General features: G+C 66.6%; 16 protein-coding genes. 8 read left to right on the top strand and 8 right to left on the bottom strand.

Going from position 1 to position 17,262, the window contains the following annotated elements:
* Positions 1–142: 142 nt before the first annotated feature.
* A complete protein-coding gene (locus tag B161_RS19030) occupies positions 143–1,042 on the bottom strand; it encodes a ParA family protein (protein ID WP_018634091.1) in 900 nt (299 codons plus the stop codon).
* 197 nt (positions 1,043–1,239) lie between these two features.
* Here B161_RS19030 and scpA point away from each other — a divergent pair, with 197 nt between their 5' ends.
* Positions 1,240–3,405, top strand: coding sequence for a methylmalonyl-CoA mutase (gene scpA, locus B161_RS0114105; RefSeq protein WP_018634090.1), 2,166 nt, complete (start codon positions 1,240–1,242; stop codon positions 3,403–3,405).
* 54 nt (positions 3,406–3,459) lie between these two features.
* Here scpA and B161_RS0114100 read toward each other — a convergent pair whose 3' ends face one another.
* Positions 3,460–3,717 carry a hypothetical protein gene (locus B161_RS0114100; protein ID WP_018634089.1) on the bottom strand — a complete coding sequence of 86 codons (258 nt, stop codon included), beginning with the start codon at positions 3,715–3,717 and terminating at the stop codon, positions 3,460–3,462.
* A 99-nt stretch (positions 3,718–3,816) separates the two neighbouring features.
* On the opposite strand from B161_RS0114100, the gene B161_RS0114095 reads away from it, so the two are divergent.
* Complete coding sequence (locus B161_RS0114095) at positions 3,817–4,041, top strand: hypothetical protein (RefSeq protein ID WP_018634088.1); 225 nt, start codon at positions 3,817–3,819, stop codon at positions 4,039–4,041.
* A 126-nt stretch (positions 4,042–4,167) separates the two neighbouring features.
* Positions 4,168–5,115, top strand: a complete 948-nt coding sequence (ispH, locus tag B161_RS0114090) for a 4-hydroxy-3-methylbut-2-enyl diphosphate reductase (protein ID WP_026310449.1) — start codon at positions 4,168–4,170, stop codon at positions 5,113–5,115.
* Between the two features lie 59 nt (positions 5,116–5,174).
* Here the strand turns inward: ispH and B161_RS0114085 are convergent, their stop codons facing one another.
* Positions 5,175–5,762 carry an ATP-dependent Clp protease proteolytic subunit gene (locus B161_RS0114085; RefSeq protein ID WP_018634086.1) on the bottom strand — a complete coding sequence of 196 codons (588 nt, stop codon included), beginning with the start codon at positions 5,760–5,762 and terminating at the stop codon, positions 5,175–5,177.
* Between the two features lie 222 nt (positions 5,763–5,984).
* Here B161_RS0114085 and B161_RS18175 point away from each other — a divergent pair, with 222 nt between their 5' ends.
* The 4 genes from B161_RS18175 to ychF all read left to right on the top strand — a co-directional run bounded on the left by B161_RS18175 (position 5,985) and on the right by ychF (position 9,815).
* Positions 5,985–6,506 carry a CreA family protein gene (locus B161_RS18175; protein ID WP_018634085.1) on the top strand — a complete coding sequence of 174 codons (522 nt, stop codon included), beginning with the start codon at positions 5,985–5,987 and terminating at the stop codon, positions 6,504–6,506.
* Between the two features lie 234 nt (positions 6,507–6,740).
* Entirely contained in the window at positions 6,741–7,610 is an 870-nt protein-coding gene (gene purU / locus B161_RS0114075; protein WP_018634084.1) for a formyltetrahydrofolate deformylase, read from the top strand.
* Positions 7,611–7,703: 93 nt separating this feature from the next.
* Positions 7,704–8,630, top strand: a complete 927-nt coding sequence (locus B161_RS18170; protein WP_018634083.1) for a DMT family transporter — start codon at positions 7,704–7,706, stop codon at positions 8,628–8,630.
* A gap of 87 nt (positions 8,631–8,717) precedes the next feature.
* The gene (ychF, locus tag B161_RS0114065) at positions 8,718–9,815 is read left to right on the top strand and encodes a redox-regulated ATPase YchF (RefSeq protein WP_018634082.1); all 1,098 of its coding nucleotides are present in this window, start codon (positions 8,718–8,720) and stop codon (positions 9,813–9,815) included.
* Positions 9,816–9,905: 90 nt separating this feature from the next.
* Here ychF and glyS read toward each other — a convergent pair whose 3' ends face one another.
* Both glyS and B161_RS0114055 read right to left on the bottom strand, forming a co-directional pair.
* A complete protein-coding gene (gene glyS / locus B161_RS0114060) occupies positions 9,906–12,146 on the bottom strand; it encodes a glycine--tRNA ligase subunit beta (protein WP_018634081.1) in 2,241 nt (746 codons plus the stop codon).
* Between the two features lie 40 nt (positions 12,147–12,186).
* Positions 12,187–13,113: a glycine--tRNA ligase subunit alpha gene (locus B161_RS0114055; RefSeq protein WP_018634080.1), complete on the bottom strand. Its 927-nt coding sequence runs from the start codon at positions 13,111–13,113 to the stop codon at positions 12,187–12,189.
* 217 nt (positions 13,114–13,330) lie between these two features.
* On the opposite strand from B161_RS0114055, the gene B161_RS0114050 reads away from it, so the two are divergent.
* Positions 13,331–13,525: a Flp family type IVb pilin gene (locus tag B161_RS0114050; protein ID WP_018634079.1), complete on the top strand. Its 195-nt coding sequence runs from the start codon at positions 13,331–13,333 to the stop codon at positions 13,523–13,525.
* Between the two features lie 55 nt (positions 13,526–13,580).
* Here B161_RS0114050 and B161_RS0114045 read toward each other — a convergent pair whose 3' ends face one another.
* The 3 genes from B161_RS0114045 to glyA form a co-directional block, all read right to left on the bottom strand.
* The gene (locus tag B161_RS0114045) at positions 13,581–14,564 is read right to left on the bottom strand and encodes a quinoprotein relay system zinc metallohydrolase 1 (RefSeq protein ID WP_240471628.1); all 984 of its coding nucleotides are present in this window, start codon (positions 14,562–14,564) and stop codon (positions 13,581–13,583) included.
* A 14-nt stretch (positions 14,565–14,578) separates the two neighbouring features.
* Positions 14,579–15,382 (bottom strand): quinoprotein dehydrogenase-associated SoxYZ-like carrier, encoded by an 804-nt coding sequence (locus B161_RS18165; RefSeq protein ID WP_018634077.1) that lies wholly within the window; start codon positions 15,380–15,382, stop codon positions 14,579–14,581.
* A gap of 173 nt (positions 15,383–15,555) precedes the next feature.
* Positions 15,556–16,845, bottom strand: coding sequence for a serine hydroxymethyltransferase (gene glyA, locus B161_RS0114035; RefSeq protein WP_018634076.1), 1,290 nt, complete (start codon positions 16,843–16,845; stop codon positions 15,556–15,558).
* Between the last annotated feature and the right edge of the window lie 417 nt (positions 16,846–17,262).

Genomic DNA, 17,262 nt, shown 5'->3' with positions numbered 1-17,262 from the left:
GTCCGCCGGGATGATCGCGCCCGGAGCCGCGAAGCTCCGATCCGCCGCCTGCGGAAGGACGAATCGCCGCGCCTCCCGAAGCGATTCCGCCAGAAGGACGTGAAGAACTGATGAGGAGGACGTTAGAGGAGGGCGGTCGGGCTCAGGCCGCCTTGGCGAGGGTGGCGAAACGCTCCAGATTGGAGAGCATCTGCTCGGCGGCGGCCACGAAGACCTGACGCGCCGCAGGACGAATGCGCGCGTCGAAGATCGGGCGGCGCCAGCGGTTGGCGTGGGCGGCCTCCTCGCCGAAATTCGGCACCTCGGCCACGACGTAGTCCACGCCGCGCACCCGGTCGCCGAGATCGCGGGCCATGGCCGTGGTCAGCGAATCGATCTGCTTGGTGATGACGCCGTATTGCTCCGAGCTTTCGCCCGAGTCCTTGGTCATGCGGTTGGCGATTCCGCCGATGAAGCGCGCGCGCACGGAGGCTTCAGGCGGCGTTTCGGTCATGGCGCGCCATGCGGGCTCCCAGCGGCGGACCCAATCCTTGATGAGCTTCAGCCCTTCGAGGCTGAACATGTCCATGTCGAAAGGCGCGACGAAGGCGTCGGCGGCGATGAGCCCGGCGCGGGTCAGGCCGTTCAGCGTGGGGGGCAGATCCAGCAGGATCAGATCGTAATCCATGCGCTGGGCGTCGAGGACGCTTTTGAGGTTCAGAATATAAGGCGCGTCTCCCGCGGCCCAAGCCACGTCGAATTGCGGCGCCAGATCGGCCATGGCCGCCTCGCCGGGCAGCACATGGCAGCCGAAATGCGCGCTGCCGAGCAAAGTCGCCGGAGGCGCCTTCGGATTGCTGAGCATCCGGTGCAGGCCGCCCGTCTTGGCCACGCCGTTGAAGGCGGGGGCCTCCAGCGTGTAGAAGCTGGCGTTGCGCTGGGGGTCCGCGTCGACGATCAGCACGCGCTTGCCGAGATCCTGCGCGCAGGCCGCCGCGATGTTGCAGAGGAGCGTGGTCTTGCCCACGCCGCCTTTGTTGTTGAAGAACGCGACGATCTGCATCTTGGTTCATCCGTTTCTGGGACGCCTTCGCGGCGCGGGACGCCGTTAAGCGAGCTTAACATGATCTTGCGGGTCTGGTCTTGCAGGTTTGGCGCCTCAGGGGTTCGGCGGCGCTTGCCTTCGTTCCTTTCGTCAAGCTATCGTGCGACGCAACATTTTTGCATCCGTAATCTTCGTTCGATGGAGAGCGCCGCGCCATGACCTCCAAAACGCCCGATTCCGCGGCCCCGAAACTCGGGGATTGGGAGCGTCTCGCTCAGAAGGAGCTCCGGGATCGCCCCCTCTCCGACCTCACGGTGGAGACCCCGGAGGGAATCGCCGTCAAGCCGCTTTACACGGCGGAGGATCTTGAGGGAATCGACCATCTGAACGGCTTGCCGGGTTTTTTCCCCTTCACGCGCGGCGTGCGCGCGACGATGTACGCCGGGCGCCCCTGGACGATCCGCCAATACGCCGGCTTCTCGACCGCCGAGGAATCCAACGCTTTTTACCGCCGCAACCTCGCGGGCGGACAAAAGGGCCTCTCGGTGGCCTTCGACCTCGCGACGCACCGGGGCTATGATTCGGATCATCCGCGCGTGGTCGGCGACGTCGGCAAGGCGGGCGTGGCCATCGATTCGGTCGAGGATATGAAGATCCTCTTCGACGGCATTCCGCTCAAGGAGATGTCGGTCTCGATGACCATGAACGGCGCGGTGATTCCCATCCTCGCGAATTTCATCGTGGCCGGTCAGGAGCAGGGCGCCGAGATCGCCGATCTCAGCGGGACCATTCAGAACGACATCCTCAAGGAGTTCATGGTCCGCAACACCTACATCTATCCGCCCGAGCCCTCGATGCGGATCATCGCGGACATCATCGGCTACACCGCCGCGAACATGCCGAAATTCAATTCGATCTCGATCTCCGGCTATCACATGCAGGAGGCGGGTTCGACGCTGGCGCAGGAATTGGGCTACACCCTCGCCGACGGCATGGAATACGTCCGGGCGGCCATGGCCAAGGGCCTCGACGTCGACGAATTCGCCGGGCGTCTGTCCTTCTTCTTCGCCATCGGCATGAATTTCTTCATGGAGGCCGCGAAGCTCCGCGCCGCCCGCACCATCTGGGCGGACATCATGAGGGATTTCGGCGCCAAGAAGCAAAGCAGCCTCATGCTGCGCACCCATTGCCAGACCTCCGGCGTCAGCCTTCAGGAGCAGGATCCCTATAACAACGTGGTCCGCACCGCCTATGAGGCCATGTCGGCGGCGCTCGGCGGCACGCAGTCGCTGCACACCAACGCCCTCGACGAAGCCATCGCGCTGCCCACCGACTTCTCGGCGCGCATCGCCCGCAACACGCAGCTCATCCTGCAAAACGAGACCGGCGTCTGCGACGTGGTGGACCCCCTCGCGGGCAGCTATTACGTCGAGAGCCTGACCGCCGAGCTGATCAAAGAGGCGCGCAAGCTCATCGCCGAGGTCGAGGCCATGGGCGGCATGACCAAAGCCGTGGCCTCGGGATTGCCGAAGCTGCGCATCGAGGAGGCCGCCGCCCGGCGTCAGGCCCGCGTGGACCGCGGCGAAGAGGTCATCGTCGGCGTGAACAAGTTCCGTCCGCCGAAGGAGGATCCCATCGAGATCCTTGAAGTGGACAACGCCAAGGTCCGCGTGGCGCAGATCGCCCGCCTTGAGAAGATCCGCTCCACCCGCGACGAGGCCGCCTGTCAGAAGGCCCTCGACGATCTGGAGGAGGTCGCGCGCTCGGGGCGGGGCAACATCCTCGCCGCCGCCGTCGAGGCCGCCCGCGCCCGCGCCAGCGTCGGCGAAATCAGCTATTATCTGGAGAAGGTCTTCGGACGTCATCGGGCGGAGGTGCGCACCTTGTCGGGAGTCTATGGAGCGGCCTACGAAGGCGACGCCGATTACGCCGCCATTCAGCAGGAGATCGCCGATTTCGCCGAGGTCGAGGGCCGTCGTCCGCGCATGATGGTGGTCAAGATGGGCCAAGACGGCCATGACCGCGGCGCCAAGGTCATCGCCACCGCCTTCGCCGACATCGGATTCGACGTGGACGTCGGGCCGCTCTTCCAGACGCCCGAGGAGGCCGCTCAGGACGCCATCGACAACGACGTGCATGTCGTGGGCGTCTCCTCGCTGGCGGCGGGACATAAGACTCTCGCTCCGGCGCTGATCAAGGCGCTGAAGGATCAGGGCGCCGGGGAGGTTCTGGTGGTCTGCGGCGGGGTGATTCCGCAGCAGGATTACGATTACCTCCGCGCGGCGGGCGTGGCGGGCATCTTCGGCCCCGGCACCTCGATTCCCGACGCCGCCCGCGAAGTTCTGCGCCTCCTGCGCGCGCGCCACGACAAGGCGGCGTGAGCCCTTCCGAAGGCGAAGACACAAGGAGCGGCCCCGCGAGGGGCCGTTTTCGATTCAGCGCGGCAGTTTGAAGCGGATGGTCAGAGCGGCGCCCTTGCCCTTGAGCGAAGGCGAGAGGACCAGATCGCCAAGGCGCTGCTCCTGCTGCAGGACGTCGCAACAGACGGACATCTGATGATCCGGGCCGGGGTAATCGCCGAGAGCCCGATGAAGCTCGCCCGCGTTCAGATCCACATAGGGCGCGCGGCGCGCGGCCGCTTCGGCCAGCCTGCGGTCTCTTTCTCGGCGGAAGTCGTCTTTCGTCAGGGCCATGGGCTCCTCGCGTTGATTCGAGTTTAAGGAATCAGATTGCGTCCGGCGGCGCTTCTCCGCAAGCTTTGGGCGTCCATGGCCTGACGGAGAGCGGCGAAGATGACGATTCTGGGCGGCCTGATCTCGGCGATGGGCGCGGCGATCCTCTTTCTGCTGCTCCGGCGGGAGATCGACCGGCGGGATCTTCAGGGCGTCGCCGAGGCGGGGAGGGGATGGCGCGCCCTCGCGGACGCCGGAGTCCGGGGGCTGCTGCGGCGTCTGGGCTGGTTCTGCGTGGTCGCGGGGATCGCTCTCATCCTGCTGGATTGGGCGATGTCCCATTGAGACGCCTTCACATCCCTCGGCGGCAAGGCTTCCTTAGCGAGAATCCGGCTTGTCTTGGCCTCGGCCCCGGCTTCTGATAGGCGGAGGCGCGATCCTGAGCCGGAGGCCCGTTCCCGCATGAACCTCATGACCAAGCCCGCCCTCAAGCTTTACCTCGCCGCGCCGCGCGGCTTTTGCGCGGGCGTGGACCGCGCCGTGCGCATCGTCGAGATGGCCATCGAGAAATGGGGCGCTCCGGTCTATGTGCGCCATGAGATCGTCCATAATAAATTCGTGGTCGACGGGCTGCGGGCCAAGGGCGCGATCTTCGTCGAAGAGCTGGAGGAATGCCCCGACGACCGCCCGGTGGTCTTCTCGGCGCATGGCGTGCCGAAATCCGTGCCCGCCGAGGCCGCCCGCCGCGAGATGATCGCCGTGGACGCCACCTGTCCGCTGGTCTCGAAAGTGCATATCGAGATGACGCGCCATCACGCCGAGGGCCGCCACATCTATCTGATCGGCCATGCGGGCCATATCGAGGTGGTGGGCTCCATGGGGCAGCTTCCGCCCGGCGCCGTGACGCTCGTGGACAGCCCCGCCGACGTGGCGGCTCTGCCCGAGCCCGCCGACCGCGCGAAGCTGGCCTTCGCCACTCAGACGACCCTTTCCGTGGACGACGCCGCCGCCACCATCGACGCCCTGCGCGCCCGCTTCCCGGAGATCGCCGGCCCCCATCGCGAGGACGTCTGCTACGCGACGACCAATCGTCAGGCGGCGGTGAAGGCCGTGGCGCCGAAGATTCAGGCGCTGATCGTGATCGGCGCGCCGAACTCCTCGAACTCCCTGCGTCTGGTGGAGGTGGGGCGCCGGGCGGGCTGCGCCTACGCCCAACTGGCGCCGCGCGCCTCGGACATCGACTGGCGCGCTCTGGAGGGCGTGAGCGCCGTAGGCGTGACCGCCGGGGCCAGCGCCCCGGAGGAGCTGGTGAACGAGGTCATCGACGCCTTCCGCGCCCGCTATGAGGTCGAGGTGGAGATGGTCGAGACCGCCCGCGAGGACGTCGAATTCAAGACGCCCCGAATCCTGAGAATCTGAACGCGAAAAGGGCGCGGCCGAAGCCGCGCCCTCCTGTCCCGGGCCCGAAGCCTGAAGCCTCAGCCTTTCTTGGGCAGCTCGTCGGAGCTGCGGATCACCGAGCCGACGAGGCCGTAATCCAGAGCCTCTTGCGTGGTCAGCCAGAAATCGCGCTGCGTGTCCTTGCGGATGCGCTCGACGCTCTGGCCGGTGGCCTCGGCGAAGACCTTCTCCAGACGCTCCTGCATGTAGAGCATCTGCTGCGCCTGAATATAGATGTCCGAAACTTGGCCGCCCACGCCGCCGCTCGGTTGATGGAGCAGGAAGCGGGTGTTGGGCAGGCAGAAGCGGTTCTTCTTCTCGGCGGCGACGAAGATCAGCGCGCCCGCGCTCGCCACCCAGCCCGAGCCGATGGTCCGGACTTCGGGTTTGATGAACTTGATCACGTCATGGATCATGTCGCCGGATTCGACATGCCCGCCCGGCGAGCTGACGAAGAGGTTGATCGGCTTGTCGTTGTCCTCGGAGAGCGCCAGAAGCTGAGCCACGACCCCGCGCGCGAGCTTGTCGTCGATCTGGCCGGTGATCAGCACGTTGCGGCTTTTGAATAAAAGCTCGGCGGCGGCTTTCGCGGCGGGCTCTTCGGATTTCTTTTCGTCTTCGGCCATGGGGAGTCCTTTTCTTCGGGAAGGCGGCGGCCTGAGGGGCGGCCTGCGGCTCCTCGGGGGATGGCGGCCTGAGGGGCCGTCAGCGGTTCTCGCGTCCGATCTCGGCCGCGTCAAGGCGCGCTTGCGCAGGAGGCGCGCTTTTCGGTTTCAGGAAAAGGCCTTTCGCCTGCGCGCAAAGCTTCCTATCTCTGAGGCGACCTGATCCTTTGAGAGGCTTCGCCGATGACGTCTTGCCTGCGCCGCCGCTCCGCCGCCCTGCTCGGGGCTTTGGGCCTGAGCCTCGGGTTTTTCGCCGCGCCCGCCTCCGCCGAGGAGATCGGCGAGGTGACCACGGTTTTCAAGCTGCTCGGGGCCAATCACCGCATCGTGGTCGAGGCTTTCGACGATCCCAAGGTGGAGGGGGTGGCCTGCTTCCTCTCCCGCGCGCGGACGGGCGGGATCAAAGGCTCGCTCGGACTGGCCGAAGACACCTCGGACGCCTCGGTGGCCTGCCGTCAGGTGGGGCCGATCAGCTATAAGGAGCGGCTGAACGCGGGCGAGGAGGTGTTTCAGGCGCGCAGCTCCATCCTCTTCAAGACGATTCAGGTGGTGCGCTTCTATGATCCCAAGCGCAAGACTCTGGTCTATCTGGTCTATTCGGACAAGGTGATCGAGGGCTCGCCGAAGAACGCGATTTCGGCGGTGGCCGTCCAGCCTTGGGGCGCCGAAGGGCTGGAGCCCGAGCCGCCGGAATATCGCGATTGAGGCCGAACTCCCTGCGCGGCTGGGAAAAACCGGGATCCGGAGCGGCGCGCGCGCATTTCAGAGATGTTTCGACAAGATACAGGTGGTAAACCCGCGCGGAGCCCTGAGCGTTTTCCAGCGAAGCCGCTTCGGCTTCGCGTCGCGAAGACGCGACCATAAAGAAGTTGGAGCGTCCGACCGATCCGGGAGGATCGGGAGACGCTCTTGAATCGCGCCGGGAAAGCCTGATCCATCATGTCTGAGACCTCTTCGGAGCCCACGCATATCCTGACCCTCTCCTGCGCCGACCGCCCCGGCATCGTGGCGCGCGTGGCGGGCGAGATCGCGGCTTTCGGCGGCAACATCGCCGAGAGCGCGCAATTCTGGGACCGGGGGCCGAACCGCTTCTTCATGCGCATCGCCTTCATCGCGCCGGGGGGCGTGGACCGCGACGCGATTCTGGCGCGGCTCGCGCCCGCCGCCGAGGAATTCGGCATGGATCTTCAGGTGGCGGATCTGGCGCGGCCGCCGCGGATTCTCATCCTCGTCTCGAAATTCGACCATTGCCTCGAGCATCTGCTCTATCAGATCCGGGTGGGCTGGCTGAAAGCCGAGGTGGCGGGCATCGTCTCCAATCATGACGAGGCGGCGATCATCGCCGTGCGGGCGGGCCTGCCCTTCCATCACTGGCCGGTGAACAAGGCCACCAAGGCGCGTCAGGAAGGTCTGATCGAGGGCCTGATCGAGGCCGAGAATCCCGACCTCATCGTGCTGGCGCGCTATATGCAGGTGATGTCCAACGAGTTTTCGGCGCGGCATTTCGGCAAGGCCATCAACATTCATCACAGCTTCCTGCCGAGCTTCAAAGGCGCCAAGCCCTATCATCAGGCCCATGAGCGCGGCGTGAAGCTGATCGGCGCCACGGCCCATTACGTCACCGCCGAACTCGACGAAGGCCCCATCATCGAGCAGGAGACCGAGCGCGTCGGCCACGCCCAGAGCCCCGAGGATCTCGTGGCCACCGGGCGCGACATCGAATCGCGCGTTCTGGCGCGGGCGGTGAAGCTGCATCTGGAGCGCCGCGTGTTGCTCAACGGACGCAAGACCGTGGTCTTCCGCGACTGACCTCTTTCCCGCTCCGGCTTTCCGGTCCATGAGGGGGCGCGCCGTCCGTTTCGCGGCTTCGCGCCCCTCTTCATTTTCCGGATTCCTCAGGTCATGAATTACGCCCGCGCCGTCTGGCTGCGCCTTTTGGCGACGGTCTTGTTCGCTCTGATGGGGCTGTGCGTCCGCAAGGCGGCTCTGGACGGGGCGGCGGTCGGCCAGACGGTGTTCTGGCGCAGCTTCATGGCGATTCCGCCGATTCTGCTCTACATGGCCTGGCGCCGGAGCCTGCCGCGGGCGCTCAAGACGAGGAACCCCGCCGGACACGCCCTGCGCAGCGGCTTCGGCTGTTTTTCGATGTTTCTCGGCTTCACGGCTCTGGCGCATCTGCCTTTGACCCTCGCCACGGCCCTGAGCTTCCTCGCGCCTTTGATGTCGGTTCCGGCGGCGATGGTCCTGCTCGGCGAGAAGCCGCGCAGCTCGGTGGTGGCGCTGACGGCCTTGGGCTTCGGCGGCGTGGCGCTGATGCTGCTTTCGCCCGCGCCGGAGACGGGATTCTCGCCCGTCGAGACGCCGCAGGGCGTGCTGATCGGGGTGCTGGCGGGTCTGGCGGGGGCGGGCTTCACGGTGATGGCCATGATTCAGGTGCGCGATCTGACCCGCACCGAAAGCCCCTCGACCATCGCCTTTTACTTCTCGGCCTTTTGCGCTCTGGCGGGCGCCGCGACCGCTCTGCGGGGCGACTGGCCGAGCTTCGACGGCCCGACGCTCTGGTGGCTGATGGCGGCGGGAATCCTCGGCGGCATGGCGCAGATCTCCATGACCGAGGCTTTGGCGCGGGCGCCGGTCTCGGCTCTGGCGGCCTTCGAATATGTGGCGATGATCTGGGCTCTGGGCTTCGACGTCTTCGTCTTCGGGCAGGTCCCCGGCTGGATGAAGCTGCTCGGCGCGGCGGTGATCGTGGCGGCGGCGGCGAGCGCGGGGGCGCTCAACGCCCGCGCCCGCGCCGGCGCCGTCGATTCCAGCGGCCGCACGCATTAGATGGCCCCGACTCATTGACTTTCGCGCCGCCCCTTGCGAGAGAACCCCCGCCTTTCCAGAACTTTTCCCAAGTCAGAGGAGCCGCCCATGGGCTTTCAGACCGGCATCGTGGGCCTGCCCAACGTGGGCAAGTCCACGCTGTTCAACGCCTTGACCCGCACCGCCGCGGCTCAGGCGGCGAATTACCCCTTCTGCACCATCGAGCCCAACGTCGGCGAGGTTTCGGTGCCGGACGCCCGGCTCGCGCCTCTGGCGGAGATCGCGGGGTCTCAGCAGATTCTGCCCGCGCGGCTCGGCTTCGTGGACATCGCGGGTCTGGTGAAGGGCGCCTCCAAGGGCGAGGGCCTCGGGAATCAGTTCCTCGCCAACATCCGCGAAGTGGACGCCGTGGCCCATGTGGTCCGCTGCTTCGAGGACGGCGACGTCACCCATGTCGAGGGCCGCGTCGATCCCATCGCCGACATCGAGATCATCGAGACGGAGCTGATGCTCGCCGATCTGGAGAGCGTCGAGAAGCGCCTCGCGCCGCTCCAGAAAAAGGCCAAGGCGGGCGGCGATAAGGAAGCCGCGCTCGCGGCCGATCTGCTGGAGCGCGTGCGCGTGCTGCTCGCCGACGGCAAGCCCGCCCGCAAGCTCGAAATCTCCAATGAGGAGCGCAAAGCCTTCGAGATGCTGCAATTGCTGACCTCCAAGCCGGTGGTCTACGTCTGCAACGTCGAGGAGGCCAACGCGAAGGACGGCAACGCCCATTCCGCCAAGGTCTTCGAGCGGGCGAAAGCCGAAGGCGCGGCCTGCGTGGTGATCTCGGCGGCCATCGAGGCGGAGATCTCCCAGCTCGAGGACGAGGAGCGCGCCATGTTCCTCGACGAGATGAAGCTGGAGGAGCCGGGCCTCGACCGTCTGATCCGCGCGGGCTACGAGCTGCTCGGGCTGGCGACCTATTTCACCGTCGGGCCGAAAGAGACCCGCGCCTGGACCATCCATAAGGGCTGGAAGGCGCCTGCGGCGGCCGGCGTGATCCATACGGATTTCGAAAAAGGCTTCATCCGGGCCGAAACCATCGCCTACGCCGACTTCATCGCCAGCAAGGGCGAGGCGGGCGCGAAGGAGGCCGGAAAGATGCGGCTCGAAGGCAAGGAATACGTGGTGCAGGACGGCGACGTCATGCATTTCCGCTTCGCCTGAGAGGCCGAGCCGCCTTGCGCGGCGCTGAACATGAAAAAGGGGAGGGCTCGCGCCCTCCCCTTGACCTTTGCGGCGCGTCTGAAGGGAGTTTCAGCCCTCCAGAGCGTCGAAGTCGGCGGCCTCCAGCATGAGCGCCCGCAGACGGCTCAGCAGCCGCAGACGGTTGCGCCGCAGCGCCGGGTCGTCGGAATTCACCGTCACGTCGCGGAAGAAGTCGTCCAGCGGCTCGCGCAGGCGGGTCATGGCCATGAGCGCGCCTTGGAAATCCTCGCCTTTGAGCGCCAGCTGCGTTTGGGCCTCGACGATGTTGGCGGCTTCGTGCAGCGCCTTTTCGGCGGGGTGCTGATAAAGCGCCGGATCCGGATGGCGCGAGAAATCGACGCTCTCCTTGCGCTCTTCGGCGCGCAGGATGTTCGCCGCCCGCTTATAGGCCGCCAGCAGATTCTGCGATTCCGACTGCAGGAGGAATTCGGTCAGCATGCGGGCCTGAATCATCGCCAGAGCCGGATCCCGCGCCGAGCCTTGATTCAGCACCGCCGAAACCACGTCGTGGCGAAAGCCCATCTCGTCGCGCATCAGCGCGGTGAGGCGGTCGGTGAAGAAGCCCATGAGGTCGTGAGACAGCGCGAGCGACTTCTCCTTCCAGCCCCGCGCGAGCACGCCCAGCGATTTATCGCGGTCGAGGTCGGCGGCGGTCATGGCGGCGGCTTCGTCGCCCTCATAGAGCCGATCCAGCACCCGCACCGAGAGATTGCGCCGCACGGCGCCCTCGGCGCCGCGCTCGCTCTGCTCGACATGCTGACGCGCGCGCTCGGCGAGGAAGTAATGGCGCTCGGCCAGCTCCTCCAGATCGGCGCGGCGGGCGTTCTCCATCATGATGCGCAGGATGCCCACCGCCGCCCGCCGCAGGCCGAAGGGATCCTTCGAGCCGGTCGGCTTCTCGTCGATGGTCCAGAAGCAGACGAGCAGATCCAGACGATCCGCCACGGCCACGGCGGCGGCGGCGGCGCTGGCGGGCGTGCGGTCCTGAGCGCCGACGGGGCGATAATGCTCCTCGATGGCCTCGGCGACCTGAGGATCCTCTCCGGCGGCTTCGGCGTAGCGGCGGCCCATGCGGCCCTGCAGCTCGGGGAATTCGCCGACCATGTCGCTGACGAGGTCGGCCTTGGCCAACAGCGCGGCGCGGTCGACGATCTCGGGATCGGCGCCGAAGGCCTCGCCCAATTCGCCCGCCAGAGCCCGCAGACGCGCCACCCGGTCGCCCTGCGCCCCGAGACGGGCGTGGAAGACGATGTGGTTCAGCCGGTCCAGACGCGAGTCGAGCGGCGTGGCGAGGTCGTTCTCCCAGAAGAAGCGGGCGTCCGAGAGCCGGGCGCGCAGCACGCGCTCATAGCCCGCGAGCATCTTGGCGCCGCCGTCCTGCGGACGCAGATTGGCCGCCGCCACGAAGCCCGAAATCTTCTCCTCGCCCGGCTTGCGCAGCGAGAAATATTTCTGATGCTCGCGCATGGAGGTCTGGAGCACCTCGGGGGGCAGCTCCTGAAATTCGGGATCGACGCGGCCGATCAGCGGATTGGGCCATTCCACGAGGCCCGTGACCTCCTCGGTCAGCGCCTCGTCGGGGAGCATCTCCAGCCCGGAGCTCGCGAGCTTGGCGGCGATCTGGTCGGTCAGATATTTGCGCCGCGCGTCCTGATCGAGCACCACGAAGGCCCGGGCGAGCTTCTCGACGTAATCTTCGGGGCCGGAGACCTCGATGGGGCCGGGGGCGTGGACGCGATGGCCGTAGGTCGTCCGCCCATAGGGGACGTTCTCGACCTCCACCGGCACGACCTGCGCCGCGCCCTTCTCGCCGAAGAGGCAGATGATCGAGCGCAAAGGCCGCACCCAGCGCAGCGTTCCCGAGCCCCAGCGCATGGATTTCGGCCAAGGGAAGCTCTGGATCACCCGCGGGACGATCTCCTGAAGCGCCTCGGCGGTCGCGCGGCCCGGCTTGCGCTTCACCGCGAAATAGACGGCGCCGCGGTCGTCGGGGCGGACCTCCAATTCGTCGAGCGTCAGGCCGGTGCTGCGCAGGAAGCCCTCGATGGCGGCTTCGGGCGCGTCGACGCGGGGGCCTTTGCGTTCTTCGGTCTGGGCGGCGGTTTCGGCGGGCAGGCCGAAGGCCGCCAGCGCCAGACGCCGCGGCGTGGAGAAAGCCCGCGCCACGCGCCATTCAAGGCCGGCGGCCTTCAACTCGGCCTCCATCAGGCGATGCAGATCCTCCCGGGCGCGCTTTTGCATGCGGGCCGGGATCTCTTCGGAGAGCAGTTCGAGCAGAAGGTCGGGCATGGGGGGCGTCCTCGGGAAGCCGGCCTAAGGGGAAGGGCGGTCAGACGGCTTCGTCCGCGCCTTGGGGCGTGCGCAGATAGGCGTCGGCGCAGGCTTTGGCCAGCGCGCGCACCCGCGCGATATAGGCTTGGCGCTCCGTGACCGAGATCACGCCGCGCGCGTCGAGCAGATTGAACACATGGCTGGCCTTGATGCATTGGTCGTAGGCCGGATGCGCCATGACGATGGAGCCCTCTTCCAGCGAGGCGGCGAGGATGCGGCCGCATTCGGCTTCGGCGTCGAGGAAATGCTGAAACAGCATCTCGGTGTCGGCGACTTCGAAGTTCCAGCGGGAATATTCGCGCTCGGTCTGCAGGAAGACGTCGCCGTATTTCAGCGGAACGGGCGAATCGGGCGAGTTGAAAGGCAGGTCGTAAACGTTCTCGACGCCGAAGACATACATGGCGAGACGCTCCAGACCATAAGTCAGCTCTCCCGAGACGGGCCGACAGTCATGGCCTCCCACCTGTTGAAAATAGGTGTATTGCGAGACCTCCATGCCGTCGCACCAGACCTCCCAGCCGAGGCCCCAGGCGCCGAGCGTCGGGCTCTCCCAATCGTCTTCGACGAAGCGCACGTCATGCTCCGAGGGGTCCAGCCCGATGGCCCGCAGCGAGCCGAGATAGCGCTCCTGAAGATCGGGCGGGCTCGGCTTCAGAATGACCTGATATTGATAATAATGCTGGAGACGGTTGGGGTTCTCGCCGTAACGGCCGTCCTTGGGCCGCCGCGAGGGCTGGACGTAGGCCGCCGCCCAAGGCTTCGCGCCCAGCGAGCGCAAGGTGGTCGCCGGATGGAAGGTGCCCGCCCCGACCTCCATGTCGTAGGGCTGGAGGATGGCGCATCCGCGGCTCGCCCAATAGCGCGACAGCGTGAGGATGAGATCCTGAAAGCAGCGCGGCGGCGCGTTCACCTGAGCGTTGGGCATGGTCCGTCTCTCCAAAGCGGCTCCGAAGGGGCCTGATCGGGGAGCCTCCGGGCGGGCGGAAGCTACCTTCAGGCTGAAGTCCGGTCAATCGCGCAGGGGCGCGCGGCGCCGATCGGCTCCGATGACAAATCGTTCATAATGTTTCTTAAAACATCATCAACGGGATTGCGGGAAATTCGCGGGGCGGACTTGTGCGAGTCGGGATCAGGAGGAGCGAATGCTGAAGATCAAGGAGTTCGTCAGGAACGAAGAGGGCGCGACCGCCATCGAATATAGCGTGCTGGGCTCCATGATGGCTCTGGTGACCATCGCGGCGGGCCATGCGATGAGCGGCGCCATGGACGACATGTACACCAACGGCGTGTTGATGAAGGTGCTCGGGCCCGAGGGTCAGCCCACGGGAACGCCCTGAAAAGGCGCGAAGAAGCCTGATCAGGGGCCTGATCCGGGTCTGGTCGGGGGCCCGATCACAGGCGGTCCGGCGGAATCCCGTTTAGGATCTCCTCCTCCATCCGCGCGCGCAGATGCACGACCGAGCGCTCGAACTCCGTCCGCGCCACGCCGAGCGCCGCGAAACGCGCGGGAATGGGCGCGGCCATGGCCTCGTTCATGGTGAGGCCGCGCGCCACGGCCTCGCGCAGAGTCCCGTCCAGCCAGTCCAGCCAGTCCAGCGTCTGATCCAGAGAGGCCCCTTGCGGATCGACGGGACCATGGCCGGGCAGCAGGGAATCCCGCTCCATCCGCCGCAGAGCCGCCAGAGAGGCGCGCCAGGCGGGGAGGTCCGCGTTGGGCGTGGTCGGCGCCCGGTCGAGGAAGGCCAGATCCCCCGCGAAGACCAAGCCCGTCTCTTCGTCGCGGACGACGAGGTCGCAGGCGGTGTGCCCCTTCATTTCGGTCAGCGTGAAGACCCTTCCGCCGATCTCCTCCCGCGAGGCGTTGAGCGCCCGCCCCGGCGGAGTCGGGACGGTGCCGCGCATCCAATCCCCCAGGATCCGATACATATTGGCCGCCAGAGCCTCGCTTTGGGCCGTCATGGCCTCGATCACCGCCTGAGGGGCCGCCAGAGCCTCGCGCGGGAAAGCCTGATTGCCGAAGACGTGGTCCGGGTGGTGATGGGTGTTGAAGACGCGCAGAATCCGCTTGCCGGGCAGCTGTTCGGCGATGAGCGCGGCCAGAGCCTCGCCGTAGCGCTTCGAGGGGCCGGTGTCGACCACCACCACGCCGTCGGGAGTCTGGATGAAGGCCGCATTGGCGATGGCGCCGCCGTTCGCGCGACTCAGATCCTCCTGAGCGCCATAGACGCACCATGTGCGGGCGGCGATCTCCACCGCCTCCAGCCGATAGCTCCGGGGCGCGGCGTGAGTCTGCGCCCGGATCGGCCCGATGAGCGCCCCCGCGCCCGCGGAGGCCGCCAGAGCCGCCGCCCCGCCGAGCCAAGCGCGCCGGCTCATGCGTTTCATCCGATTCAATTCACCGCCTCCTCAGGCAGAGGAACGGAGAAGGCGAAGCGGTTGCCTTCGCTGTCGCGCCCCGCGACGGCCGCCGTCGCTCCGCCGGCCGTCGGGCGGGCCAGCAGATTGAAGGCGGGATCCTCGCTGATCGGGGCGGAGATCTCCAACTCGGCCAGCTCCTCGCCGGAATCGAGCGTGAGGGTCAGCTCGCTGAGGTGGAAGATGGGGATTCCGGCGGCGAAGCCCGTATCCATCGGATGGCGCATCCGCAGGGAGATGCGGGTTTCTCCGGCTTCGTCCCGGCCCGCCAGAGCCCGCGCCTCGCCGAGGGTGGACATCCAGTCCTTTTGACCATGGGCGGCGGCGGGCGCCGAGCAGCCTCCGCCTGCGGCGTCGATCACGGCGGCGGCGACCCGCCAGATTCCATCCGCGCCCCGCACGCCCACCCGCACGGGCGTCGTCTGCTCCACCTTGATTCTGAGTCCGAGGAAGGGCTCGGCCTTCGCGCCCGGCCGGAAGGTGACCGCATGGATGATCGGATTGAGGTCGGCGGCCACCACCATCTCCGCGATGGGGCCGATCTCGGCGGCGAGTTCGCGGGCGTCGATGGTGACGGGGACATGGAATTGATCTTCGGCGGCGGCGGGCAGACTCAGCTTCACGCGCGGATCGAAGACGATCTCTCCGGGGAAATTCTCCTCGGCGACCAGAGGCCACATGCCGGAGTTCAGAGGATCAGGCGGGGGCTCCTGCGCCGGAGCGGGCGCGGCGCAGAGCGCGAGGACCGCGCCGAGCGCGGCGGGGCGGATGCGGAGCATGGCTTTCCTCCCGGAAGCGGGCGCGCCGGGCGATCGTCGCCTTCATATGCGCCGAAGTCATAAGGCGGGAGGATAAGCGAGGAAGGGGGCGAGGTCGAACCCGCCTTTGGTCCTGAGCGGGGCCTCGCAGGACGCCGCCCCCGATCAAGAGGGCGGCGCGGGGTTTTCTGAGATCAATAGAGCGGGAAGCGCGCGCAGAGCGCGAGAACCTTCTCCTTCACCGCGGCCTCGACTTCGCCGTTGCCCTCGGCGCCGTTGGCGGCGAGCCCGTCCACCACTTCGGTGATGAGCCGGCCGATCTCGCGGAATTCGGCTTCGCGGAATCCGCGGGTCGTGCCCGCCGGAGAGCCGAGCCGCACGCCGGAGGTCACGGTGGGCGGCGCGGGGTCGAAAGGCACGCCGTTCTTGTTGCAGGTGATGTGCGCGCGGCCGAGCGCCTTTTCGGCGTCGGCGCCGCTGACGCCCTTGGGCCGCAGGTCGACGAGCATCAGATGGGTGTCGGTGCCGCCGGTGACGATGGCGAGGCCGCCTTTCAGCAGCTCGTCGGCCAGAGCCTGCGCGTTGGCGATCACCTGCCGGGCGTAGGTTTTGAAGCTCGGGTCCAGAGCCTCCCTGAAGGCGACGGCCTTGGCGGCGATGACGTGCATCAGCGGCCCGCCCTGCAGACCGGGGAAGACGGCGCTGTTGATCTTCTTGGAGATCTCTTCGGAATTGGTCAGCACCATGCCGCCGCGCGGCCCGCGGAGGGTCTTATGGGTGGTGGTTGTGACCACGTCGGCGTAGTCCAGCGGATTGGGATGGGCCCCGCCCGCGACCAGTCCGGCGAAATGCGCCATGTCCACATGCAGGATCGCGCCAACCGAATCAGCGATTTCGCGGAATTTCTTAAAGTCGATTTGACGAGGGATCGCCGAGCCGCCCGCGAGAATCAATTTCGGCTTGTGTTCTGCCGCCAGAGCGGCGACCTGATCATAATCAATCAGGGAATCCTGTTTGCGAACGCCGTATTGTATCGGTTTGAACCACTTTCCCGATTGGTTCGCCCGCGCGCCATGGGTGAGGTGGCCCCCGGAAGGCAGCTCCATGCCCAAAAACAGGTCATCGGGCTTGAGGAGCGCCAGAAAAACCGCTTGATTCGCCTGAGCCCCGGAATGCGGCTGCACATTGGCGAATCGCGCCCCGAAGAGGGCCTTGGCGCGTTCGATGGCGAGGCTCTCGGCGACGTCCACGAATTCGCAGCCGCCGTAATAGCGGCGGCCGGGATAGCCTTCCGCATATTTATTCGTCAGAACAGAGCCTTGCGCCTCCATCACCGCCTGAGAGACGATGTTCTCGGAGGCGATCAGCTCGATCTCCTCGCGCTGGCGGCGCAGCTCGTCCGAGACGGAGCGCGCGATCTCCGGGTCGCCCTCGGCGAGGGAGGCCGAAAAGAAGCCCTGAGGACGAATTGGATCTAGCGTCATGAAAATCCTCCCGGATTCCGTATCTAGGAACGTCGGGGGGCGCCGCCTGTCCGAGGGCGCCCCGATGAACGAGGCCCATCTCTATAAGGCGAAGGCTCCGCGCGTCCAGAGACGCTTGACTCAAGGCGGCGGCGCGTTGAAAACACGGCGGCTTCACGGAGGATTCAGGCGGATCGTTGATCGGGCGCCACAGTTTTGGAGCGTTAACGACGATTGTGCCTTTTTTGAATGAATTCGGGAAGCGGCTATGCTAACCAACTCTTGCGCTTCCGCATAGGCGTTTTCAAGACGCTGGGGAGCGGGTAGGGCGCTTGTTCTCAGGACGTCAGTCCTCGGGCAAGAAGGACGTCGACTGGAACAAGGTTTGCTAAGGTTCGGTCCGAGAGGACGCGTCGGCGCAGACCGGCGGGCCCTCGA

It is taken from the genome of Neomegalonema perideroedes DSM 15528, assembly GCF_000374145.1.
Lineage (GTDB): Bacteria > Pseudomonadota > Alphaproteobacteria > Rhodobacterales > Rhodobacteraceae > Neomegalonema > Neomegalonema perideroedes.
Note: the sequence above shows the minus strand (reverse complement) of the source record. Positions and strands in the feature narration are given on the sequence as shown.